The organism is Bradyrhizobium sp. 6(2017), from assembly GCF_011058295.2.
Classification (GTDB): Bacteria; Pseudomonadota; Alphaproteobacteria; order Rhizobiales; family Xanthobacteraceae; genus Bradyrhizobium; species Bradyrhizobium septentrionale.
This window is the reverse complement of the sequence record NZ_CP049289.2, coordinates 4,204,117-4,225,787: the sequence shown is the minus strand read 5'-3', so window position 1 is coordinate 4,225,787 and position 21,671 is coordinate 4,204,117. Positions and strand designations below refer to the sequence as shown.

The window sequence follows — 21,671 nt, the reverse complement described above, 5'->3', positions numbered from 1 at the left end:
CCGGCTTATACACAGCCGCCCGCTCCCCCGCTAGAAGGATTCCTGCAATCCCGTCAAACTCTTGCAGGAAAATGCGGATTCGCCTTTGCTGGACCATACCATGAATGCCAGGGAAATCGCCGTGGCCTCCGCCACGCTTGACGACGTTTTTAGCGACGACATCGTCGTGCCGGCCGCGGACGGCTATCCGCTCGCCGCGACGCTGTTCCTGCCGCGCGGTGCCAAGCGCCACGCCGTGCTGATCAATTCGGCGACCGCCGTGTCCCGAAAAGTCTATCGCGGCTTTGCCGGCTACCTCGCCCGCCGCGGCGCGGCGGTCCTGACCTACGACTACCGCGGCACCGGCGATAGCCGGCCGATGGCGGCGACCGGCCTCAACAAGCCGAAGTCGCTCGCCGGCTTCAAGGCCACGATGGCGGACTGGGCCGCGCTCGATGCCACCGCCGCCGTGAGCTGGATGCGCGAGCGCTACCGCGGCCTGCCGTTTGCCTATGTCGGCCACTCCTTCGGCGGCCAAGCGCTCGGCCTGTTGCCGAACAATGCCGAGATCCCGCGCGTGCTGCTGATCGCCTCGCAAGCCGCATATTGGAAACTGATGGCCTCGCCCGAGCGCTATCGCGTCATAGCCTTCATGAACGGCATCGGCCTGCCGCTGACGCGCACGCTCGGCTATTTGCCCGGCTGGGCCGGGCTCGGCATGGACCTGCCGAGGGGCGTGTTCGAGCAATGGACCCGCTGGGTGATGCGCGAGCGCTATCTGCTCGACGACACGACGTTGGCCGCGCGCGAGAATTTTCCAAAGTTCAAGGGCAAGCTCCGCGCCATCAGCATGACCGACGACACCTGGGCGACGCGTCCGGCGGTCGAGCTGTTGTGCTCCGCGTTCACCTCGACCACGCCGGAGATCATCTCGATCCACCCCACTGACGCCGGCGTCAAGACGATCGGCCATTTCGGCTTCTTCAGCAGCGAACACCGCGACGCACTGTGGCGCGGCGCCGCGGAGTGGCTCGAGGCGGAGGGGTAGCCGCAAATTTTCACCACCGTCGTCCTGGCGAAAGCCAGGACCCATAACCACCGCATTTGTTTGTGAACGGGATCGCGGCCCCAGCGTCGTGCAGCAACGAACATTTGGGGTAATGGGTCCTGGCTTTCGCCAGGACGACGATGCGGATGGTTCTCGCGCGGTCGTTTGTAGCGTCGCTCGCAGCTTCATTGGCGTACCCCACCTCCGGTGTCATCGCCCAGCTCGACCGGGCGATCCAGTATTCCAGAGGCAGTGGTTATTGAACCGATGGGCCGCGGCGTCATTGCTTCGCTCGCATGACGGCTATCGACCCCGTCATCCTGAGGTGCGAGCCTTGCGGCGTACTTGCGCCACTGGGCGAGCCTCGAAGGATGCACGGCCCGGCTGGTGGCCGTCGACCCTTCGAGACGCGCTACGCGCTCCTCAGGGTGACGGGGTCCGCCTCACATGCACTTCGTCTCTCGCATGCGCGGCGTCCACCGCAACACTCGTGACGACCGCGACGCGCCCCTCAATCGGGTGAGACGGCCAGATTGAACATCTGAGTTGGGTCGAACGCCAAGCGGAATATTTTCCGCGAGGGCACTGGACAGGGGTGATCGCTTTGATTGGACTTATGAATTTCGCGCTTTGGCGCAGAGCAACGCCCGTTGATCAACTTCTCTCAACACTGAAACCCGCACCCACCTCGCTACGTAGCTGTCGTCACCCGGCGGATCGAACATGGGCGCTTACTTGACGGCTCCAGCGCTGTCCGTCCCGGTCAAGTGCTGGAGCCCTTTTTTTGTCGCGGTGAACTGAAGGCCTCAGACCAGCTTGCGCGGCGCGGCCGTCTCGCCATCGCCGGTGTTCGGCGTCCCCGTAGGCTCGATCAGCAGCAGATGCACCTCCTCCCGTGCGACGGGCCTGTGTTCCACGCCCTTCGGCACGATGAACATCTGGCCCTCTCTCAGCGTCACCGTGCGGTCGCGCAGCTCGATGTCGAGCACGCCTTTCAGGACGAGGAAGAAGTCGTCGGTGTCGTCGTGCTTGTGCCAGACGAACTCGCCCTGCACCTTCACCACCATGACGTCGCAGGCGTTGAATTGCGCGACGGTGCGCGGCGACCAGTGGTCGGAAAAGGTCGACAGCTTTTGTGCGAGATCGATCGCGTCGTTCATGGATGCCTCCGGGCTCGCCAGATTGAAGGCGATCGATGGCAGCCTGAAGACCACACATGAAAGAGGCCGCTTACTCCTGCGGCCTCCTTGATTACTTGTCTGTTGCGCTCGGCGGTTTCTGTGGCTGCCCTTGTCCCGTCGTCGAGGCTGAGCCCTGGGCGCTGCCCGAACCGCTCGAACTCTTGCTCGAACTCGCGCTGCCACTGGAGCTTGCGCTGCCGCTGGAGCTCGAGCTTGCCTGCGCGAAGGCAAGGGACGTCGAGGCGATGAGAACTGAAAGAGCAACGGCAATCGGTCGGATCATTTCTTTCCTCCCGTCGTTTGGGACACCGATGTCAATGTCCGCGGCAGAGAGACGTTCCTAGCGCCGGTGGGTTGCCTCGCCGGCTTCGAGGTGATCTCGAATCGTATCGCCGGGAAGCGGGAAGCGAGATGCGATCGCCGCGCCCGATGGACGCGGCGATCGCATGCCGTCGATTGCGTCGAGCGCGATCCGGCTCTCTACTGGACTGACGTTGGCTTGTGATGGCCGTTCATCCCGCAGGGCGTCTCGCCATTGGCGGCCTTGCGCGCCAAAAGTTCTCTCTCGGCCTGATACCAGAGCTGATCCATGTTGCCGTGCGGTTCGCCGGCGTCCTTCCACAACTCGTAGGCTCGGGTCCTGATCTCCTGCTCGGTGGGACCTTTCATGAGCGGCTCCCTTAATCGCGAATATCAAATCGTTTGAAAGGGGAACTTCCAGTCCGGCACAACGTTCCAAAACGCGCGCGATATGGTGCGCCGCCGCAGTCTGCGACGCGGCGCGGCCGGGAGCAATCAGATTGTGTGGTGGCGGGCGCCGGGTCGCGCGATTACCCACCACGCACCGGCGGCGTGCGGGTAGCCCCCTACTCCGCCGCCTGGCGCAGTCCGCTCAGCGCAGGTTCGCCGTGAAGAAATCGCGCGCAAGGCTGATGGTCTCGGCATGAACTGCGTCGCGGTCGGTGCCGTCGGGATCGCGGCATACGGTCCCCCCGATGACCAGGCGCCCTATCGCGGTACAGGTCCCGAAGAAGACAAAGTGGCCCGCATGCGGAAACAGCTTCAGCGTCGCATGGGGAACAGCTTTGCCGAGCGCCTCGGCGCCTGAGGCTATGGGCGTGATCTCGTCGGCGCTTCCCGCGACGATCGCGATCGGGATCGATATGCCGGCAAGGCTCTCCGGCGTGAAGGCCGGCACCGGCCCCGGCGCCATCGCGAACACGGCGCGAACGCGCTCGTCGCGATAGGACTGGCCGGCCAGACTGTAGCGCTGCCGGAAATCAGGATCGGTCGTCAAACGCAACACGCTCTTCTGGCGCAGCTCTGTCGCGCCCGACTGCGACGTGCACAGCGCATCGGCGGCGGGCGAGCGGCAGAATGCCGGAGTCCGTTCCGGATCTGTGATGCCGCCGGCGATAGCGATCACGGTGTAGCCGCCATACGAATGGCCGGCGGCGCCGATCCGCGCCGGGTCGATCCGGTCGCCGAACGTGCTGTCGGCGCGCATGGCGTCGATCAGCGCGCTGAGATCGACCGCGCGCAACCACGTCAGCGCATAACCGTCGACGGTCGTGCGCTCGGATCCGTTGTTGCCGGGGTGGTTGACCGCAACGGCGATGAATCCGTGCGCCGCAAGCCCCGCGCCGAGCCAGGCCAGATTGGACGCCGAGCCACCAAAACCGTGGGACAGCAGGATCAGCGGGTGGCGGAGCCCCGCCGCCGGCGTCGCATCAGGCGCGGCGCTGCCGGTGCTGATGAACGGGACGATGCGCGGCCCGATCCATTGCGGTTGCTCGCGCGCATCGGCCGCGGCCGGGTACCAGATGGTGGCGCGGAGCGCATGCACGCTGGCACCGCGCCAATCGTAAGGTTCGGCCAGAGTGAAATCGCGCGTGGTGACGCCGACCTTGAATATTGCGTCCTCGGCACGCGCGAGGCCCGGTGCTGCGACGAGGATCAGCCACAGCACCAGAAACCTCATCGAGACGCTTCCCTCTGATCCGGGAGAAATCTCGCGACGGCAGCCCCCTACTCCGCCGCCTGCCGCACGTGCCGCGCGGTTGGCGTCCGCATCGTCACCAGCTCTTCGGAGGCGGTCGGATGCAGCGCGACGGTGGCGTCGAAATCGGCCTTGGTCGCCTTCATCTTCACGGCGATCGCGACCGCCTGGGTGATCTCGGCGGCGCAGTCGCCGACGATGTGGCAGCCGAGCACGCGGTCGCTCACACCGTCGACCACGAGCTTCATCAGCACCCGGGTGTCGCGGCCGGACATCGTCGCCTTGATCGGGCGGAAATCGGTCTTGTAGATGTCGACGTGGGAAAACTGCGCCCGCGCCTCTTCTTCCGTCAGGCCAACCGTGCCGACCTCGGGCTGCGAGAACACCGCGGTCGGGATCGTCGCGTGGTCGACCGCGACCGGGCGCTTGCCGAACACGGTGTCGGCGAAGGCATGGCCCTCGCGGATCGCGACGGGAGTCAGATTGGTGCGGTGGGTGACGTCGCCGACCGCATAGATGTTGTCGACCGAGGTCTTCGACCAGGCATCGACCTGGATGCCGCCATTGGCGGGATTGATGGCGACGCCGGCAGCCTCGAGCCCGAGATGGCCGACGTTCGGATGCCGGCCGATCGCGAACATCACCTGGTCGGAGGCGATGCTCGATCCGCTCGACAGATGGGTGGTGAAATCATGGCCGTGCTTGTCGACCTTCGCCACCGTGCAGCCGGTGATGATGGTGATGCCCTTTTTCTCCATCTCGGCGCGGACATGCTTGCGCACGTCCTCGTCGAAGCCGCGCAGGATGTTGTCTCCGCGGTAGATCACGGTCACGTCGGAGCCGTAGCCATTGAAGATGCCGGCGAACTCCAGCGCGATATAGCCGCCGCCCTGGATCACGATCCGCTTCGGCAGCTCCTTGAGGTGAAACGCCTCGTTCGAGGAGATCACGTGCTCGATGCCAGGTACGGCCGGCCCGTGGTTGGGCGCGCCGCCGGTCGCGATCAGGATGTATTTCGCGGTCACCTTTTCGCCGGTGGCGAGGCGGAGCGTGTGGGCATCCTCCAGCACCGCGCGGGTCTTCACGATCCGCGCGCCTGATTTCTCGACATTGGTGGTGTAGGCAGCCTCGAGCCGGGCGATCTCCTTGTCCTTGTTGGCGACGAGAGTGGCCCAGTCGAACGAGACCTGGCCGATGCGCCAGCCGAAGCCGGCCGCGTCCTCGATCTCGTCGTGGACGTGGCTGCCGATCACGAACAGTTTCTTCGGCACGCAGCCGCGGATCACGCAGGTGCCGCCCATCCGGTACTCTTCGGCGACCATGACCCTGGCGCCATAATTGGCGGCGATGCGCGCGGCGCGAACCCCGCCCGAACCGCCACCGATGACAAACAGGTCGACGTCATACTCGGCCATGGCAACCCTCTCTCACTACGCCTCGCCCCGCGCTGTCCTCATCACTCGTCATGCCCGGGCTTGTCCCGGGCATCCACGTCTTGGTTTCCGCAGCAAGAAAGACGTGGATGGCCGGGACAAGCCCGGCCATGACGGATGCGGAAACGTCAGGGCCAAAGCGCCTGACACGCCATATGCGATAGCCGCCGCAAGCGGGGCGAGGTCACATGGCGCGCTTAGATATCCTTGCCGCGCTTCTTCATCTCGGCCTTGAACTGGGCGTTGACCTGCACGCCAAACTGCTGCGCCCACTGCTGCATATATTGCAGGGAGTCGTTGATTGCCTTTGGCTCCGAGATCAAAAGTTTCTGACCGAGCGCCGTCTTGTAGAACGTCACGAGGTCCTTCAGCTCCTGCTCGGTGAACTCGGCGGCGTAGATCTGCGCCATGCCGTCGCCGATCTCCTTCTCGCGGCCGGCGTAGGCCTTGGCGACGATCACCGCGACCTCGTCGAGATCCTTCTGGTAGTTGAGGTATTGCTGGAGCAGACCGGTCTTGGTCTTCTCGATGATGCCCGGCACGGCGCCGGCATACATCACCTGCACGTTCTTCATCGTCAGGATTTCCTTGGCGTACCCAATCGCCGCAGGGGTCGATTGCTTGACGCTGGGCGCAGCGGGCGGCTGCTGCGCCATCGCCGGCGCGGCCGCGAACGCGAGGCCGGCCGACAGGGCCACAGCCGACAAAAGTCCCGAGAAACGCTTCATTCCAAGTCTCCTTGCTTGCGGCGTCATCGCCGTTCAACAACCCGAATTCCCTGTGCGCCGGCCAGAACGGCGACGCTGCCAAGCCCGATGAACAGACCATGTTCGACCACGCCCGGAATCACGCTGAGCAGACCGGCCAGACGCGGCGGGTCGCCGATCCGGCCGAGATGGGCATCGATGATCCAGTGGCCGCCATCGGTGACAAAAGCGTGACCGTCCTTGCCCTTACGGATGACCATTTGGCCGGACACGCCGGCATCAGTGAACGCCCGCGCCATCGCGGCCTGCGTCGCGGCGAGGCCAAACGGGATCACCTCGACCGGCAGCGGAAAACGGCCGAGCACGTCGACCCATTTGCTGTCGTCCGCGATCACGATCATGCGATCACTGGCGGCCGCCACGATCTTCTCGCGCAACAGCGCGCCGCCGCCGCCCTTGATCAGGTTGAGCGCGGGGTCGATCTCGTCTGCGCCGTCGATGGTGAGGTCGAGATGGTCGATCTCGTCCAGCGTGGTCAGCGGCACGCCGCAGCGGATCGCATCCGCGCGGGTCGCCTCCGAGGTCGGCACACCGATCACCTTCATGCCGGCGCGGACCTTGTCGCCGAGCAGCTCGACGAAATGCTTGGCGGTCGACCCGGTGCCGAGCCCGAGCTTCATGCCGTCTCGCACCTCTTCGAGCGCGCGCGCCGCCGCCTGGCGTTTCAGTGCGTCCATGTCCACGTGCCGCTAGCCCCCGGTTTCCGCAGTTGCGGGCGCGCCAATCGGCGGCCCGGCGGGCGCATATCTAGCCTCGATTCACGGGCAGGAATAGCGGCATCCGGGCTCGTCTTCAGGCCGAAACGGCATCCATCGCGGCCAAAATCGCCGAAAAACGCTCTTCGACCTCGGCCCGCATCCCGGGATGGGTGAAAACATAGAACTGATCGTCGTGAATCGCGCTCACGACGCGGGCCGCAACCGATGCCGGATCGAGACCGGCTTCCAGGCGGCGCGCGATCTCGGCGATGATCGCAGCCGCGGGGCTGTCCGGAGCGAACTGGCGGGACGGGCCGTACTGCTCGGGGCGGTTGCGCCCGCTTTCGGCGATCCGGGTGCGCACATAGCTCGGACAGAGCACGCTGACGCCGATGCCGAGCGGCCTGAGTTGCGCCGCGAGCCCCTCCGACATGCTGACGATGGCGAACTTGGTGGCGGAATAGGGGCTGAGACCGAGCCCGGCATTCATCCCGGCCATCGATGCCGTGTTGACAATATGGCCGCCTTCGCCATGCCTGCGGATATGCGGCAGGAAGCTCCTCAAGCCGTGCACGACGCCCATCAGATTGACGTCGATCACCCAGCGCCAGTCGTCGAGCGAGATCGGGTCGATGCCGCCGCCGCCCGCGACGCCGGCATTGTTGCAGAGGACGTGAACGTTGCCGAAGGCGAGGAATGAAGCCTGCGCTGCACCCTGGACGCTGTCGGGATCGGCGACGTCGCAGACAACGCCTTGAACGTCGGCGCCGGTGGCACGCAGCGCATCGACCGCCTTGTCCAGCGCGCCGGTCTCGACATCGGCCAGCATCACCATCATGCCCTCTGCCGCGAAGGCGGTTGCCATCGCCAGTCCTATGCCGCTGGCCGCACCGGTGACAAAAGCGGCTTTTCCGGCGAGTTCCCGCATCCTAGGCCTCCCCAATTTCATGACGCGCGCACATCTACTCTTGCATCGCGGCGCACAGCCCGATAGCGAAAAGCGTGATGTCCGCCTCCTCTCCCCCCATCATCGTGTTCGATCTCGACGGCACGCTGGTCGACACCGCGCCTGATCTGATCAGCGCGCTGAACCATGTGCTCGCCCGCGAGGATCTGCCGCCGGTGCCGCTGGCCGCGGCCCGCAACATGATCGGCGCCGGCGCGCGCAAGCTTTTGGAACGCGGCCTCGAGGTGGACGGACGCGCGGTCAGCGTTGGCGACCTCGACCGTTTGACCAAGGATTTCGTCGACTATTACGCCGAGCACATCGCCGACGGCTCGCGCCCGTTCGACGGGCTCGAGGCCGCGCTCGACAGGCTGGCGGCCAAGGGCCATCGCTTCGCGGTCTGCACCAACAAGCTGGAATGGCTGTCGAAGCTTTTGCTCGACCGGCTCGGCCTGACCTCGCGCTTTGCCGCGATCTGCGGCCAGGACACGTTCGGCGTCGCCAAGCCCGATCCGGCGTTCCTGCGCGAGACGGTGGCCCGCGCCGGCGGCCGGCTGCCGGGCGCCATCATGGTCGGCGATGCCGGCCCCGATGTCGGGGTTGCGCGGCGGGCCCAGGTCCCGGTGATCGGCGTCGATTTCGGCTATACCGACGTACCGATGACCGAGCTGAAGCCCGACCGGCTGATCAGCCATATGCGCGATCTGCCCGACGCCGTCGCCAGCCTCATCGCGGCATAAATATCCTGCAAAACATTGATATCGCTTGGCAATAATTTGCCATGCGATTCTGCTGTTAACCATCCTTTAACGAACAGGCCTCCCCCGGTTGCGCCCCTGTTCCGACGCCCCTATGGTCCGGCCGGGGATTGTGGCTGATTGCCGCAGTAGAGTGTGGATCATGCGTCGTATCATCGTCATTGCGGCCGCCGGGCTGAGCCTGGCCGGCTGCTCCTCCTTCTCATTGGATTCGTTCAAGTCGGCGCCACCGCCGGTACCGGTGCAGCTGGATTCGAACCCGCAGGGCGCGGACGCCGTGACCTCGCTCGGTCCGGGCTGCAAGACGCCCTGCACCGTGTCGATCCCGGCGCCGGAGGCGAACTTCACGGTCACCTTCAACATGCCGAAGTTCCAGCCGGCGACGGTGCCGGTGACGGTGACCCGCACGCCGGGCGACTTCACGAGCCCGGCCACTACCGCACTCGATCCGAGCCCGGTGTTCGCCGAGCTGCAACCCGCCGGCCCGCCGCCGCGTGCGGCACGCAAGCCGATGCGCCCGAAAAAGAAGAAGCCGAAGCCGGCCGCCGCGGCCCCTGCCGCCGCTCCGGACACGGCGTTCCCAGCTCCCGCCGCGGCGCCGCCGCCAGCTGCGGCTCCGAAAAGCTAGCGCGCAAGCGCGTCGAACATCGCAAACGATTGCAGTGCACAAGAGCCCGGCCCAAAGCCGGGTTTTTGGTTTTTGTGGAGACACATCGGCGATTGCGATGATGCATCACGCGATATGGCTCACCTATCGCGCGCGCAATCAGCGTTACATGTTGCGGATCATCCTTACGGACGCATTGTGACAACGAGCCAACATGCATAGATTGTCGGTGCAGAGCCGATCACGGCGCGGCACGCAGGGAAACAGGTCGCAAGACCTAGTTGAAGGCTTGGGTTGAATGAACGGATCCACGCAGGCGCATTCTGACTCGTTGTTTCGTCCGATGACGGATCCGTTCGGCCGCACGATCCGCTATCTGCGCGTCTCCGTCACCGACCGCTGCGACCTGCGGTGCTTCTACTGCATGTCGGAGGACATGACCTTCCTGCCGAAGGCCGATCTGTTGACGCTGGAAGAGCTCGACCGTCTGTGCTCGGCGTTCGTCGCCAAGGGCGTGCGCAAGATCCGCCTCACCGGCGGCGAGCCGCTGGTCCGCCGCAACGTGATGGGCCTGGTGCGCTCGCTGTCGCGCCATCTGACAACGGGCGCGCTCGACGAGTTGACGCTGACCACCAACGGCTCGCAGCTCGCCCGCTTCGCCCAGGAGCTGGCCGATTGCGGCGTGCGCCGCGTCAACGTGTCGCTCGACACGCTCGACCCCGTAAAATTCCGGGCCATCACCCGCTGGGGCGACATCGACAAGGTGCTGTCGGGCATCGAGGCGGCGCGATCGGCGGGGCTCGCGGTCAAGATCAACGCGGTCGCGCTGAAGAACATGAACGAGGACGAGATCCCCGCGCTGATGCAATGGGCACACGGCAAGGCAATGGGCCTGACCTTGATCGAGGTGATGCCGATGGGCGACATCGGCGAAGGCCGCATCGATCAGTACGTGCCGCTGTCGCTGCTGCGCGCGCGGCTCGAGAAGCACTACACGCTGACCGATCTCGCCGACGACACCGGCGGCCCTGCCCGCTATGTCCGGGTCGCCGAGACCGGCGGCAAGCTCGGCTTCATCACGCCGATGACCCATAATTTCTGCGAATCCTGCAACCGGGTGCGGATCACCTGCACCGGCACGCTGCACACCTGCCTCGGCCACGAGGACGCCTCCGACCTGCGCCGGCCGCTGCGCGCCTCCGACGACAACGAGCTGCTGTCGGCGGCGATCGACCGCGCCATCGGGCTGAAGCCGAAGGGGCACGATTTCATCATCGACCGCCGCCACAATCGTCCGAGCGTCAGCCGCCATATGAGCGTGACCGGCGGCTAGACTCCGGCCCCTCCCCAACGCCCTGAGTGCCGCCTGATTGCCAAGGCGGGACAATGATTTGCCCGCGTGTCAATTTGCCCATTTTCCGATTGACGGCGTTCCACGGCGCTGATTTGGTGCCTTAGCTTCCACGCTAGTCTGGCCAGGATAGGCCGCTGCCCCCGTGCAGCCAAGAACGGCTGAAGCGGATTTCGGGGGAGGACGAACGTTTGCAACTGCTCCTGAAAGTGAGCCGTGGCTCCGTGCGCATACGCACGGCGGCCAGATGATGGTTGAGAACGTATTCGGCGCGCAGAGGGCGCGACCGTGGAGATCGTGATGCGCCCATTGCTGGCACTCAGTACGGTTATCGATCTGCTTAATGAGAAATTGGGCGGCATCTGTAATTGGCTCGTGCTCGCCGCCTGCGTGGTGAGCGCCGCCAACGCGATGATCCGCTACGCGTTCGGCTACAGCTCCAACAGCTGGCTCGAATTGCAGTGGTACATGTTCGCCGTCTTCGTGATGTTCGGCGCCTCCTATACCTTCAAAAAGAACGAGCATGTTCGCGTCGAAATTCTCTATCTCATGCTGTCCGAGCGCGGCCAACTCTGGCTCGACATGATCGGAACGCTGTTCTTCCTGATCCCGTCGTGCCTGTTGCTCAGCTATCTGTCCTGGCCGTTCTTCTATCAAGCCTACGAAGTGGGTGAGATTTCGAGCAATGCCGGCGGGCTGGTTCGCTGGCCGATCAAGCTCGTTGTTCCCGTGGGCTTCGTTTTCCTGGCGCTGCAAGGCGTCTCCGAAGTGATCAAGCGCATCGCTGCACTGAAGGGTTACGTCGTGATCGATGCGAAGTATGAGAGGCCGACCCAATGATCACGCTGGAAATGATGCCGCCACTGATGTTCGGCGGCTTGATTCTGGCCATGTTGATCGGATTCCCGGTAGCCTTCACGCTGGCCGCGCTCGGGCTGTCGTTCGGCTTCCTGTCGATCTATCTCGGCTTCTTCGACATGAACTTCCTGCAGGCCATTCCGGGCCGCATTTTCGGCAGCGTGCTCTCCAACGAATTGCTGTTGGCGATTCCGTTCTTCACTTTCATGGGCGCGATATTGGAGCGATGCGGGCTGGCCGAGGACATGCTGGATTCGATGGGCCAGCTGTTCGGCCCGATCCGCGGCGGCCTCGGCTACTCCGTGATCATCGTCGGATTCATCCTCGGCGCAATCACCGGCACGGTGGCGGCGCAAGTCATCGCCATGGCGTTGATCTCGATGCCGGTGATGCTTCGTTACGGCTACAATGTGCGCTACATCACCGGCGTGCTGGCCGCCTCCGGCACCATCACCCAATTGGTGCCGCCCTCGCTGGTGCTGATCGTGATGGCCGACCAGCTCGGCAAGTCGGTCGGCGACATGTATCTCGGCGCCTGGGGACCGTCGGTGCTCCAGATCGCCCTGTTCGCCGGCTACACGTTCCTGCTCGGCATCTTCAAGCCAAGTCACGTCCCTGCGGTTCCTAAGGAAGCGCGGACGCTGACGGGCTGGCCGCTCTGGCGCAAATGCCTGATGGGCATCATTCCGTCGGCCGTGCTGATCTTCGTGGTGCTGGGCACCATGATGCTCGGCCTGGCGACGCCGACGGAAGCCGGCGCGATGGGTGCGATCGGCGCCATCGTTCTCGCCGCGATCCACCACAAGGATCTGAGCAACACGGGCCACAAGATGCTGCTGATCGGCATCGCCGCCACGGGCATCGGCACGATCATCGGAATGCTCGTCGGCGATGGAAAGCTGTTCAAGCTGACTTTCGCGGTGGTCTATCTCGCCGTCGTCTGGCTCTGTCTCGAAGCCGTCCGCATCCCCGACCTGCGCGGCCTGATCAAGCAGGGCTACGAGTCGACCATGCGCCTCTCCACCATGGTGGTGTTCATCCTGATCGGCTCGACCTGCTTCTCGGTGGTGTTCCTCGGCGTCTCCGGCGGCGTCTGGCTGGAGCACCATCTGACCTCGCTGCCCGGCGGCGTCTGGGGCTTCCTGATCTTCATCAACCTCTTCATCTTCTTCCTGGCGTTCTTCCTCGACTTCTTCGAGATCGCCTTCATCATCCTGCCGATGATCGCGCCGATCGCGCAGAAGGTATTGGGGCCGGTCGTGGGACCCGATGCCGCGCTGATCTGGTTCGGCGTCATGCTTTGCGTCAACATGCAGACCTCGTTCCTGCATCCGCCGTTCGGCTTCGCGCTGTTCTATTTGCGCGGCGTGGCGCCGAAAGAGGTCAAGAGCTCCGACATCTATTGGGGCGCCCTGCCCTGGATCGGCCTGCAGGCGATCATGGTGGCGATCGTGATCGCTTTCCCGATCGTGGTGACCGCCCTGCTCGACAAGCCGCTCGACGTCGATCTCAGCAAGATCAAGATCGAGGTGCCGCAGATCGAGCTGCCGCCGCTCGATTTCGGCCAACCGAAGCAGTAGCGCGCCTCGCTTCTTCAGAAGGAATAACCCCGGGGCTTTCGCGCCGGGGTTTTCGCTTGTTTTGGCGGTCGCGAGACAGGTCGACCTTGACGCGCTCGGAGCAACCACCGATCGGCTAGGGCACTTTCGGTTCTGATTGAATCAGAACCGACGCTCTAGCTTTTTGTTTTGACGCGTTTTCTTCACGCGAACCGGCGTCCACTTCGCTCGAAAACGCTTAGGTGGCAGACAACAGGGCCCGGACCATCGGATGACGGTGATCGGCAAGACCGTCAATGACGTCGAAATGATGCCGGCCGGGTTCCTCGATGATGCAGGTCCGCGCCCCGAGGCCGGTCCAGATGTTGGCCAGCAGGGCATTCTGACGGATGAACTCCGGACGCTCCGCGCCGCCGACCCAGCAGGTCACCCGTGCCTCGGGCAATGGCTGCAGCAATGCCGGGCTTTCGGCCCATGCTTCCGCCTCATCAATCCTGAGATCGGCGGTCATGGCGGTCTTCATGAGCGGCCGCAAGTCATGGAGGCCGGAAATCGAGAGCGTGTGTTGTATACGCGCCCGCACCTGATCCGGCAGCGGCGACGTCGCCGAGATCATGCGCGTGACCAGGTGGCCGCCCGCGGAGTGGCCTGTCAGAAATAGCGGCCCCTCGACCATCGAGGCGGCCCGCTCGACCGCGGCGCCGACCTCACGCGTGATGTCCGCGATGCGAACGGCAGGGCACAGCGTGTAGGACGGCATCGCCACCGCATAGCCGCTGTCGACGGAGCCGCGCGCCAGGTTCGACCAGTAGCTCTTGTCGAGCGCGCGCCAGAAGCCACCATGGACAAACACGACCAGGCCCTTGGGCGAACCTTGCGGGAGGAACAGGTCAAACCGGTTCCGTGCGCTCTCGCCGTAGCTGATGTCGAGCCTGGCGCGGGCGGTACCCTGGAGTTCATCACGATAGGCCTCGGCCGGCTGCACCCACGCCCCCGGCCAGCGTTCGCCGCCGGGGATGTTGGCGGCGTTGGCATAGGCATCATTCCAGTCGGAAACCTGATGGAAAATCATGGGCCGATGTCCGTTCGGGGACCTGCGGGTCAGCGCCGATAAATGCGACGCAGCTTGACGGAATCTAATAGCATGGACGCCCGAGGCACAGCGGGAATGTATTTCATGCCTATAAATTTTAGGCTTGAAGTAAATCGCTCGCATGGCAGAATTTGCCGTTGCGCGTGAGGAAAACGGATGACCGATTTCAAACGAACGCAATCGCTGTTCAGCCTGCCGGATGGCGTGATCTACCTGGACGGCAATTCGCTCGGCCCGTTGCCCGTTGCGGTCTCGGAACGCGTCCACCGCGTGATATCGGAGGAATGGGGAAAGCAACTGATCGGAGGCTGGAACAGCGCCGGCTGGATGGTCCAGCCGCGCCGGATCGGCGACCGCATCGGCCGCCTGATTGGTGCGCCGGTGGGCACGGTGGTCGTCGGCGACACGCTCTCGATCAAGATCTACCAGGCGCTGGCCTCGGCGCTCGAGCTCAACCCGTCGCGGCGCATGGTATTGACCGACAACGGAAACTTTCCGTCCGATCTCTACATGGCCGAAGGTCTGCTCAGGACGCTCGACCGGGGATATACGCTCAAGGTCGTCGCGCCTGAGGACGTCGAAGCCGCCATCGACGACACGATCGCTGCGACGATGCTGACCGAGGTCGACTACCGCACCGGCCGGCTTCACGATATGGCCGCGCTGACGCAGAAGGCGCACAGCGCCGGCGCCATCACGATCTGGGATCTGGCACATTCCGCGGGCGCGATCCCAGTTGATGTGCTGGGCGCGAAAGCGGATTTCGCGGTTGGCTGCACCTACAAATATCTCAATGCCGGCCCCGGCGCGCCGGCCTTCATCTACGTGGCGCCTCAGCATGCCGAGAACGCACGGCCTGCGCTGTCGGGATGGATGGGACATCAGTCGCCGTTTGCATTCGATCTCGACTACCGGCCCGGCTCGGGGATCGAGCGGATGCGGGTCGGAACGCCGCCGGTGATTGCGATGGCCGCGCTGGACGCCGCGCTCGATGTCTGGGACGGCGTCAGCATGAACGACGTGCGTCAGGCGTCGATCGCGCTCGCCGATCTGTTCATCCGCGAAGTGGAGGCGCGCTGCCAGGAGCTGAAGCTGGCCTCACCGCGCGACGGAAGCAAACGCGGCAGCCAGGTCTCGTTCCGTCACGACAATGGGTACGCGATCATGCAGGCACTGATCGCGCGCGGCGTGATCGGCGATTTCCGGGCGCCGGACGCGATACGCTTCGGCTTCACGCCGCTTTACATCGGGGAAACGGAGGTTCGCGCCGCGGTCTACGTGATCGCTGACGTCATCGCCAACCGACGGTGGGACACCGCCGAATATCGCAAAAGGGCCCTGGTGACATGACCGAAAAACCCTACGACCCCTCCCAGGAAGGCGCCCAGATGTCGTTTGCGGGACGCATGTCTTACAGCGACTATCTGAATCTGGAACTTGTGCTGGGAGCCCAGAAGCCGCTCTCGGGCGCGCATGACGAACTGCTGTTCATCATCCAGCACCAAACGTCCGAGCTCTGGATGAAGCTTGCGATTCACGAAATCCGCTCGGCGATCACAGCCATTCGCCAGGATCAGCTTCAGTCCGCCTTCAAGATGCTCTCGCGCATGGCGCGGATCTTCGAACAACTCAACAATGCCTGGGACGTGTTGCGGACGATGACGCCGAGCGAATACACCAAGTTTCGCGACCGGCTCGGACAGTCCTCCGGCTTCCAGTCTTACCAGTACCGGGCGATCGAATTCCTGGCCGGCAACCGCAACCTGGCGATGCTGCACCCGCACGATCATCGCGGCGACATCGTCGCAAGGCTGGAGGAGATTCTTGCCGCACCCAGCCTCTACGACGAGGCCTTGCTTCTGCTCGGACGCAATGGCTTCGATATCGGCGAGGATGCGCATCGCACCGATTGGCGCGCGACGCGGAACGAAAATGACAAGGTTCTGGCCGCCTGGAAGACGATCTACGCATCTCCCGGAACCTACTGGATGTTCTACGAACTGGCGGAGAAACTGGTCGATTTCGAGGATTATTTCCGCCGCTGGCGCTTCAACCACGTCACCACGGTCGAGCGCATCATCGGCCTGAAGCAAGGTACCGGCGGCACCTCCGGCGTCTCCTATCTGCGCAGGATGCTCGAGATCGTGCTGTTCCCGGAGCTCTGGAAGGTGAGAACAGAGCTGTAGGATTCCGGGCCAGCCGAAGCAGTCGCGGACTTCAGCGCCTTCGGCGTGCCTCGCGAGAGCGGGGCATGCCGCGCCTGTTGACGGCGGCCGTGCGGCCTGTGAAGACACGGGACACCGATCGTCCTCGAACTCACAGACCCCACCCATGCCCCAATTGCGTCCCGCCCGCTCGTTCGTTCGCCCGCTGATCATATCGCTCGGCCTGGCCGTTGCCGCGCCCGTGGCGCATGCGGCGCCGGAGGCCGACCTTCGCGCGCTGGCGCAGCAGGAGCAGCAGCCGCTGCTCGACACCCTGCGCGACCTCGTGCAGATCGAATCGGGCAGCAAGGACATCGAGGGCCTCAACCAGATCGCCGAGCGCATCGCCGGACAGCTCAAGCAGATCGGTGGCGCAGTGGAGATCCTGCAAACCACCGACGTCTATCGGCTGGACGACACGCCCGAGAAGATCGGCCCGGCCGTGCAGGCTGTATTCACCGGCACCGGCAAGGCGAAGATCATGCTGATCGCGCACATGGACACGGTGTATCTCAAGGGCATGCTGAAGGACCAACCGTTCCGCGTCGATGGCGACAAGGCCTACGGGCTCGGCATTGCCGACGACAAGCAGGGCATCGCCACCATCCTCCATGCCGTGGCGCTGCTGCAGAAGCTCAACTTCAAGGACTACGGCACCCTCACCGTGCTCATCAACGGCGACGAGGAAATCAGTTCGCCCGGCTGGCGCAGCACCATCACCCGCGTTGCCGCGGAGCAGGATGCCGTGTTCTCGTTCGAAGGCAGCGACGCCAGCGGCACGCTCCGCCTCGCCACCAGCGGCATCGGCTCGGCCTACCTGACGGTGCAAGGTAAATCGTCACATGCGGGCGCCAGGCCCGAAGGCGGCGTTAATGCGCTCTATGAGCTGTCACACCAGGTGCTGCAGATGAAGGACCTGTCCAAGCCCGAGCAGGGGCTGAAGCTGAACTGGACGGTTTCCAAGTCCGGCACCAACCGCAACGTGATCCCCGCCGAGGCCACCGCCCAGGCCGATGCGCGCGCGCTCAAGGTTGCGGATTTCGACGAGCTCGAGAAGGCGCTGCAGGACAAGATCAAGAACCGCCTACTGCCCGACTCCAAGGTGGACGTGAAATTCGAGGTGCGTCGCCCGCCGCTCGAAGCCAATGATGCCTCGCGCCGCGTGGCAAGCCACGGCAAGACGATCTATCAGGACTTGGGCATGTCGCTGAACGTGGCCGAAAGGGCTACGGGCGGCGGCACCGACGCTGCGTTTGCCGCCCTCAAGACCAAAGGGGCCGTGGTGGAAGGCATGGGCCTGTCCGGCTTCGGCGCCCACTCCAACGATGCGGAGTACGTGCAGATCAACAGCATCGTGCCGCGTCTGTACCTGGCCACCCGCATGATCATGGACCTGTCCGACGGCAAGGTGAAATAGACCGGCAGGCTTACTGCAGGGCGTTTGCGCAGGGCCCGAAATGGCAGCCGCTGTGATTGCGGTGACTGCGCACTGTCCCTAAGCTGACGCACCGCAAACCGCTCCTGGGGAGGTCGGTGTGATGTACAAGCACCTGATCGGACTGCTTTGCTCGATCCTGCTCTCGGTCGTCCTGGCGACCCCGGGATCGGCGCTCGATCTGGGACGTCGCGGACTGCTCGGCATTACGGCCACGCCGTTGCCGGCAGGAGCCGGCTCGATTGGACCTGGCGTGCTGGCCGCGCGCGTCATCGCCGGCTCGCCGGCCGCTCAAGCCGGCGTCGTCTCCGGTGATGTCGTGGTGTCGGTGGACGGCACGCCGCTCGCCGCAGTTGACGACTTCTTGCGTGAGGTGCGGGTGCACCGCGCCGGCGACACCATCCGCGTCGAGCTGCGCCGCGCCGGCCAACCACTCACACTGGCCATCACGCTCGGCGCTGTACCGTTCGAGACTGCCTTCGGCGTCGACTTCACCTATGACGCCGTCACAACGCCGACCGGACTTCGGCGCACGATCATGACCACGCCGCAGGCGCCTGCTGCCGGTCGGCGACCGGCGGTGCTGCTGATCGGCGGCATCGGCAGCTACAGCGTCGACTATTCCTTCGATCCCGATCACGACGTCGCCGAGCCGTACCGGCGCCTGCTCACCGCCCTCACCCGCCGCGGCTTCGTCACCCTCAGGGTTGAGAAGAGCGGCGTCGGCGACAGCGAAGGGCCGCCGGCCAAGGAAGTGGATCTCGAAGGCGAGCTCGCCGGTTACGTCGCCGGCCTGCGGATGCTCAAGCAGCGGCCGGAGGTCGATCCCGAGCGGGTCTTCATTCTGGGCCACAGCATCGGCAGCGTGGAAGCGCCGATGGCCGCGGCACGCGACCCGGTGCGTGGCATCGTCGTCATGCAAGGCGTGGGCACGACGTGGTTCGAGTACGAACTCGTCAATGTGCGCCGGCAATTGGAACTGGAAGGGCTGGCGCCCGCCGCGGTGGCCGACCGCATGGCGCTCAAGGAATGGGCGATGCATCGCCTCCTGATCGAGGGCCAGCCACGCGCGGCGCTGCTGGCTGAACGGCCGGCCGCGGCGGCGATGATCAAGTATCCGGCTTCGGACGCTTACCTGCGCCAGGTCGCCGCTCTCAACCTGCCGGCGTTGTGGGCGCCGCTCGACCTACCCGTGCTGGTGGTTTACGGGACCGCGGATTTTATCACCAGTGAAGCCGACAGCCGGGCGATTCTGCAGAACGTCAACAGCGTCCACCCCGGCCGCGGCGAGCTCAGGATCATCGACCACATGGACCACTACCTGACTGATGCCGCCGACCAGGCAACGAGCTTCAAGGCTCCGCGGGCGTGGGATCTGACGCCGGCGCGGCATCCGGCCTACCAAACAGCGATCGAGTCAGTCGTCGGCGATTGGTTGGTGGCCCAAGCTGGCCACAGCGGTTGAAGGCTACAGCTTGAAGCGTGAGACGTCCGCTTTCGGGTGCATCACCACTTCGCTCAAAACGCTCTGTTCGGCCGCAGGCCGTCTCACGACGCCGGCTCCGCCTCCGCAAGGCGGAAGCGCAGCGTGAACTGGGCACCGCCGGCCGGCAGGTTCTCCACCCTCACCGTCGCATCGTGATCGTCGACGACGCCGCGCACGATCGAGAGCCCGAGCCCTGCGCCGTCGGTGCGCTGCCGATCGCCGCGCCAGAAGCGCTGGAAGATCAGGCCCTGCTCGGCGGGCGCAATCCCCGGCCCGCAGTCGCGCACCTGCACCGAGCCATCTTCGTGCACCTCGACATCGACTGAGGTCGCATCGGCGGTGTACTTGATGGCGTTCTCCGCCAGATTGAAGATCGCCCGCTGCAGCATCTCGGCATTGCCCCTGACCCGGACCGCACTGTCCGTGCCGCGCAGCGCGATGTCCTTCTGCTGCGCCAGCGCGTAGGGCGCGATCGAGCCGACCACCTCGGCGCACACCGCGCGCAGGTCCGCGGTCTCGCCGGGATCCAGCACCAGCGTATCGAGCTCGGCGATCTCGAGCAGCTGGTTGACGATCCGGCTCATGCTCTCGATGTCGGCATGCAGCTCGCTGGTCCCCTTGGCTGCGTCCAGCGTCTCGATCCGGGTCCTGAGGATCGCGAGCGGGGTGCGAAGCTGATGCGCGGCGTCGGCGGTGAACTGGCGCTGCACGTGAAAGCCGTCCTCCAGACGGTCGAAGGCCTGGTTGACGGCGGTCACCAGCGGCAGGATCTCGCTCGGAATCCCCTCGGTCGGCAGACGGATATCGGTCCTGGCCGGTCCGATACTTCTGGCTTCCTCCGAGGCGCGCAACAGCGGGACAATCGCGCGGCGGAAGATCAGGATATCGGCGGCAAGCAGGATCAGCAGGATCGGGATGGTGATCCAGCCCACCCGCCGGAAGAAGTTGGTGACGATGTCATCGATGATGACGTCGCGATGCGACAGGTCCTCGGCGACCTGGATACGCAGCGTCTGACCGCCGAGCAGCCTGGTGACGCTGGCACCGGAGATCCGGTCGACCGAGGCCGGCAGTGGCGGCGCCTCGCGATGCGACGAAAACAGCACGTGGCCGTCCGCATCGTAGATGTCGTAGCGGTAGCGGCCATAGGCGTCGGAATAGAGCCCCCTCAGGCTATCAGGCAGATTGAGCGATACCTTGCCGCTGGAATCGACCGAGAGGTTCTGGCCGAGATCGGCGGCCTGATCGCGCATTGCCTCGCGATGCAGATGGTTGATCTCCGTATTCAACAGCCACAGCAGCAAGAGCGGCAGGAAGATCGCGGCGACCGCAACCGCCACGATGTGCAGGAACACGATCCGCGAGGTCAGCGACTTGAAGCGGAACACCGCTACTTCTCCTCCGCCATCAGATAGCCGACGCCGCGAATGGTGTGGATGATGATCTTGGCGTGGTGCTCGGCGAGGAGCTTGCGCAGGCGCGACACATAGACCTCGACCGCATTCGAGGCGACCTCGCCCGACAGCCCGAAGATGTGATCCTCGACGTTCTTCTTCGGCACCACCCGCCCCTGCCGCCGCAGCAGGATCTCCAGCACCGACGTCTCGCGCGCCGAGAACACGTGCGGCGCTCCGTCGACGAACACCTGCTTGCTCTCGGTGTCGTAGACCAGATTGGCGAGCTTCAGCGACGAGCCGAGCAGCTGGCCGGGCCGGCGCAGGATGGCTTCGAGCCGTGCCACCAGCTCTTCCAGCGCGAACGGTTTCGCCAGATAGTCGTCCGCGCCGCTGCGCAGGCCGTTGACCCGGTCCTGCAGGCCGTTGCGCGCAGTCAGCACCAGCACCGGCAGCGGGTCGGTCTTGCGGCGAAGCTCCGACAGCACCGACAGGCCGTCACCGTCGGGCAGACCGAGATCGAGGATCATGGCGGCATAGGTGACGCTGCGCAGCGCATCACGCGCCTCGGCAACATTGTTGACGACATCGGATTCATATCCCGCCGCCATCAATCCGCTGGCGAGAAGTCTCGAGAGCTCGACATTGTCCTCGACGATCAAAAGGCGCATCGCAGCAGTCCTGTCTTCATTCGATGTCTTCCGTTTGCACATCTTGTCGCGATGCGCCAGCCACGGGATGAACCGCGCGACGGATCGCGGCTTGGTCAATCACCTTGGGCAATCACGATATGCAAACGACACGCATTTGGGCACAACGCCTCGATTGCGCGACCCGCGCTATGTTTTCGCTATGACCGGCCGCACCGGCCATGA

At 64.7% G+C, this 21,671-nt stretch carries 21 protein-coding genes; 11 read left to right on the top strand and 10 right to left on the bottom strand.

The window, feature by feature from the left end; genetic code table 11:
* Window positions 1–100 precede the first annotated feature (100 nt).
* A complete protein-coding gene (locus G6P99_RS19545; RefSeq protein ID WP_165123195.1) occupies window positions 101–1,027 on the top strand; it encodes an alpha/beta fold hydrolase in 927 nt (308 codons plus the stop codon).
* Between the two features lie 806 nt (window positions 1,028–1,833).
* Here G6P99_RS19545 and G6P99_RS19540 read toward each other — a convergent pair.
* Complete coding sequence (locus G6P99_RS19540; RefSeq protein ID WP_029078547.1) at window positions 1,834–2,187, bottom strand: cupin domain-containing protein; 354 nt, start codon at window positions 2,185–2,187, stop codon at window positions 1,834–1,836.
* A 56-nt stretch (window positions 2,188–2,243) separates the two neighbouring features.
* On the opposite strand from G6P99_RS19540, the gene G6P99_RS19535 reads away from it, so the two are divergent.
* Window positions 2,244–2,552 carry a hypothetical protein gene (locus G6P99_RS19535; protein ID WP_165123193.1) on the top strand — a complete coding sequence of 103 codons (309 nt, stop codon included), beginning with the start codon at window positions 2,244–2,246 and terminating at the stop codon, window positions 2,550–2,552.
* A gap of 136 nt (window positions 2,553–2,688) precedes the next feature.
* On the opposite strand, the gene G6P99_RS19530 is transcribed toward G6P99_RS19535, so the two are convergent.
* The 6 genes from G6P99_RS19530 to G6P99_RS19505 all read right to left on the bottom strand — a co-directional run bounded on the left by G6P99_RS19530 (window position 2,689) and on the right by G6P99_RS19505 (window position 8,033).
* Window positions 2,689–2,877, bottom strand: a complete 189-nt coding sequence (locus G6P99_RS19530) for a DUF2934 domain-containing protein (protein WP_029078546.1) — start codon at window positions 2,875–2,877, stop codon at window positions 2,689–2,691.
* A gap of 223 nt (window positions 2,878–3,100) precedes the next feature.
* Entirely contained in the window at window positions 3,101–4,189 is a 1,089-nt protein-coding gene (locus tag G6P99_RS19525) for an alpha/beta hydrolase family protein (protein WP_051346021.1), read from the bottom strand.
* Between the two features lie 47 nt (window positions 4,190–4,236).
* Window positions 4,237–5,622, bottom strand: coding sequence for a glutathione-disulfide reductase (gene gor, locus G6P99_RS19520; RefSeq protein WP_029078544.1), 1,386 nt, complete (start codon window positions 5,620–5,622; stop codon window positions 4,237–4,239).
* A 215-nt stretch (window positions 5,623–5,837) separates the two neighbouring features.
* A complete protein-coding gene (locus G6P99_RS19515) occupies window positions 5,838–6,368 on the bottom strand; it encodes a DUF2059 domain-containing protein (protein WP_029078543.1) in 531 nt (176 codons plus the stop codon).
* A gap of 23 nt (window positions 6,369–6,391) precedes the next feature.
* Entirely contained in the window at window positions 6,392–7,090 is a 699-nt protein-coding gene (rpiA, locus tag G6P99_RS19510; RefSeq protein WP_029078542.1) for a ribose-5-phosphate isomerase RpiA, read from the bottom strand.
* 109 nt (window positions 7,091–7,199) lie between these two features.
* Window positions 7,200–8,033 carry an SDR family NAD(P)-dependent oxidoreductase gene (locus G6P99_RS19505; protein ID WP_029078541.1) on the bottom strand — a complete coding sequence of 278 codons (834 nt, stop codon included), beginning with the start codon at window positions 8,031–8,033 and terminating at the stop codon, window positions 7,200–7,202.
* A 77-nt stretch (window positions 8,034–8,110) separates the two neighbouring features.
* Here G6P99_RS19505 and G6P99_RS19500 point away from each other — a divergent pair, with 77 nt between their 5' ends.
* The 5 genes from G6P99_RS19500 (at window position 8,111) to G6P99_RS19480 (ending at window position 13,205) form a co-directional block, all read left to right on the top strand.
* Window positions 8,111–8,791, top strand: a complete 681-nt coding sequence (locus tag G6P99_RS19500) for an HAD hydrolase-like protein (RefSeq protein ID WP_029078540.1) — start codon at window positions 8,111–8,113, stop codon at window positions 8,789–8,791.
* Window positions 8,792–8,951: 160 nt separating this feature from the next.
* Complete coding sequence (locus G6P99_RS19495; protein ID WP_029078539.1) at window positions 8,952–9,437, top strand: hypothetical protein; 486 nt, start codon at window positions 8,952–8,954, stop codon at window positions 9,435–9,437.
* Window positions 9,438–9,714: 277 nt separating this feature from the next.
* Window positions 9,715–10,749, top strand: a complete 1,035-nt coding sequence (gene moaA / locus G6P99_RS19490; protein WP_029078538.1) for a GTP 3',8-cyclase MoaA — start codon at window positions 9,715–9,717, stop codon at window positions 10,747–10,749.
* 318 nt (window positions 10,750–11,067) lie between these two features.
* Entirely contained in the window at window positions 11,068–11,607 is a 540-nt protein-coding gene (locus tag G6P99_RS19485) for a TRAP transporter small permease subunit (protein ID WP_029078537.1), read from the top strand.
* Window positions 11,604–13,205 (top strand): TRAP transporter large permease, encoded by a 1,602-nt coding sequence (locus G6P99_RS19480; RefSeq protein ID WP_029078536.1) that lies wholly within the window; start codon window positions 11,604–11,606, stop codon window positions 13,203–13,205. The genes G6P99_RS19485 and G6P99_RS19480 overlap by 4 nt, the downstream gene beginning before the upstream one ends.
* A 217-nt stretch (window positions 13,206–13,422) precedes the next feature.
* Here the strand turns inward: G6P99_RS19480 and G6P99_RS19475 are convergent, their stop codons facing one another.
* The gene (locus G6P99_RS19475; protein ID WP_029078535.1) at window positions 13,423–14,256 is read right to left on the bottom strand and encodes an alpha/beta hydrolase; all 834 of its coding nucleotides are present in this window, start codon (window positions 14,254–14,256) and stop codon (window positions 13,423–13,425) included.
* Window positions 14,257–14,433: 177 nt separating this feature from the next.
* On the opposite strand from G6P99_RS19475, the gene kynU reads away from it, so the two are divergent.
* The 4 genes from kynU (at window position 14,434) to G6P99_RS19455 (ending at window position 19,381) form a co-directional block, all read left to right on the top strand.
* Window positions 14,434–15,627, top strand: a complete 1,194-nt coding sequence (kynU, locus tag G6P99_RS19470) for a kynureninase (protein WP_029078534.1) — start codon at window positions 14,434–14,436, stop codon at window positions 15,625–15,627.
* Window positions 15,624–16,463: a tryptophan 2,3-dioxygenase gene (gene kynA / locus G6P99_RS19465; protein ID WP_029078533.1), complete on the top strand. Its 840-nt coding sequence runs from the start codon at window positions 15,624–15,626 to the stop codon at window positions 16,461–16,463. The genes kynU and kynA overlap by 4 nt, the downstream gene beginning before the upstream one ends.
* Before the next feature lie 184 nt (window positions 16,464–16,647).
* On the top strand, window positions 16,648–17,898 hold the full coding sequence (locus tag G6P99_RS19460) for a M20/M25/M40 family metallo-hydrolase (protein WP_029078532.1): 1,251 nt from the start codon (window positions 16,648–16,650) through the stop codon (window positions 17,896–17,898).
* A 121-nt stretch (window positions 17,899–18,019) separates the two neighbouring features.
* Window positions 18,020–19,381, top strand: a complete 1,362-nt coding sequence (locus G6P99_RS19455) for a PDZ domain-containing protein (protein ID WP_165123191.1) — start codon at window positions 18,020–18,022, stop codon at window positions 19,379–19,381.
* Between the two features lie 83 nt (window positions 19,382–19,464).
* Here the strand turns inward: G6P99_RS19455 and G6P99_RS19450 are convergent, their stop codons facing one another.
* Window positions 19,465–20,790 (bottom strand): sensor histidine kinase, encoded by a 1,326-nt coding sequence (locus G6P99_RS19450; protein ID WP_029078530.1) that lies wholly within the window; start codon window positions 20,788–20,790, stop codon window positions 19,465–19,467.
* Window positions 20,791–20,792: 2 nt separating this feature from the next.
* Entirely contained in the window at window positions 20,793–21,467 is a 675-nt protein-coding gene (locus tag G6P99_RS19445; RefSeq protein WP_029078529.1) for a response regulator transcription factor, read from the bottom strand.
* Window positions 21,468–21,671 lie beyond the last annotated feature (204 nt).

Excerpts from the sequence above, each read along its gene's own strand:
- G6P99_RS19545 (WP_165123195.1), top strand. The coding sequence starts at position 101 with ATGAATGCCAGGGAAATCGCCGTGGCCTCCGCCACGCTTGACGACGTT.
- G6P99_RS19540 (WP_029078547.1), bottom strand. The coding sequence starts at position 2,187 with ATGAACGACGCGATCGATCTCGCACAAAAGCTGTCGACCTTTTCCGAC.
- G6P99_RS19535 (WP_165123193.1), top strand. The coding sequence starts at position 2,244 with ATGAAAGAGGCCGCTTACTCCTGCGGCCTCCTTGATTACTTGTCTGTT.
- G6P99_RS19530 (WP_029078546.1), bottom strand. The coding sequence starts at position 2,877 with ATGAAAGGTCCCACCGAGCAGGAGATCAGGACCCGAGCCTACGAGTTG.
- G6P99_RS19525 (WP_051346021.1), bottom strand. The coding sequence starts at position 4,189 with ATGAGGTTTCTGGTGCTGTGGCTGATCCTCGTCGCAGCACCGGGCCTC.
- gor (WP_029078544.1), bottom strand. The coding sequence starts at position 5,622 with ATGGCCGAGTATGACGTCGACCTGTTTGTCATCGGTGGCGGTTCGGGC.
- G6P99_RS19515 (WP_029078543.1), bottom strand. The coding sequence starts at position 6,368 with ATGAAGCGTTTCTCGGGACTTTTGTCGGCTGTGGCCCTGTCGGCCGGC.
- G6P99_RS19505 (WP_029078541.1), bottom strand. The coding sequence starts at position 8,033 with ATGCGGGAACTCGCCGGAAAAGCCGCTTTTGTCACCGGTGCGGCCAGC.
- G6P99_RS19500 (WP_029078540.1), top strand. The coding sequence starts at position 8,111 with ATGTCCGCCTCCTCTCCCCCCATCATCGTGTTCGATCTCGACGGCACG.
- G6P99_RS19495 (WP_029078539.1), top strand. The coding sequence starts at position 8,952 with ATGCGTCGTATCATCGTCATTGCGGCCGCCGGGCTGAGCCTGGCCGGC.
- moaA (WP_029078538.1), top strand. The coding sequence starts at position 9,715 with ATGAACGGATCCACGCAGGCGCATTCTGACTCGTTGTTTCGTCCGATG.
- G6P99_RS19485 (WP_029078537.1), top strand. The coding sequence starts at position 11,068 with ATGCGCCCATTGCTGGCACTCAGTACGGTTATCGATCTGCTTAATGAG.
- G6P99_RS19480 (WP_029078536.1), top strand. The coding sequence starts at position 11,604 with ATGATCACGCTGGAAATGATGCCGCCACTGATGTTCGGCGGCTTGATT.
- G6P99_RS19475 (WP_029078535.1), bottom strand. The coding sequence starts at position 14,256 with ATGATTTTCCATCAGGTTTCCGACTGGAATGATGCCTATGCCAACGCC.
- kynU (WP_029078534.1), top strand. The coding sequence starts at position 14,434 with ATGACCGATTTCAAACGAACGCAATCGCTGTTCAGCCTGCCGGATGGC.
- kynA (WP_029078533.1), top strand. The coding sequence starts at position 15,624 with ATGACCGAAAAACCCTACGACCCCTCCCAGGAAGGCGCCCAGATGTCG.
- G6P99_RS19455 (WP_165123191.1), top strand. The coding sequence starts at position 18,020 with ATGTACAAGCACCTGATCGGACTGCTTTGCTCGATCCTGCTCTCGGTC.
- G6P99_RS19445 (WP_029078529.1), bottom strand. The coding sequence starts at position 21,467 with ATGCGCCTTTTGATCGTCGAGGACAATGTCGAGCTCTCGAGACTTCTC.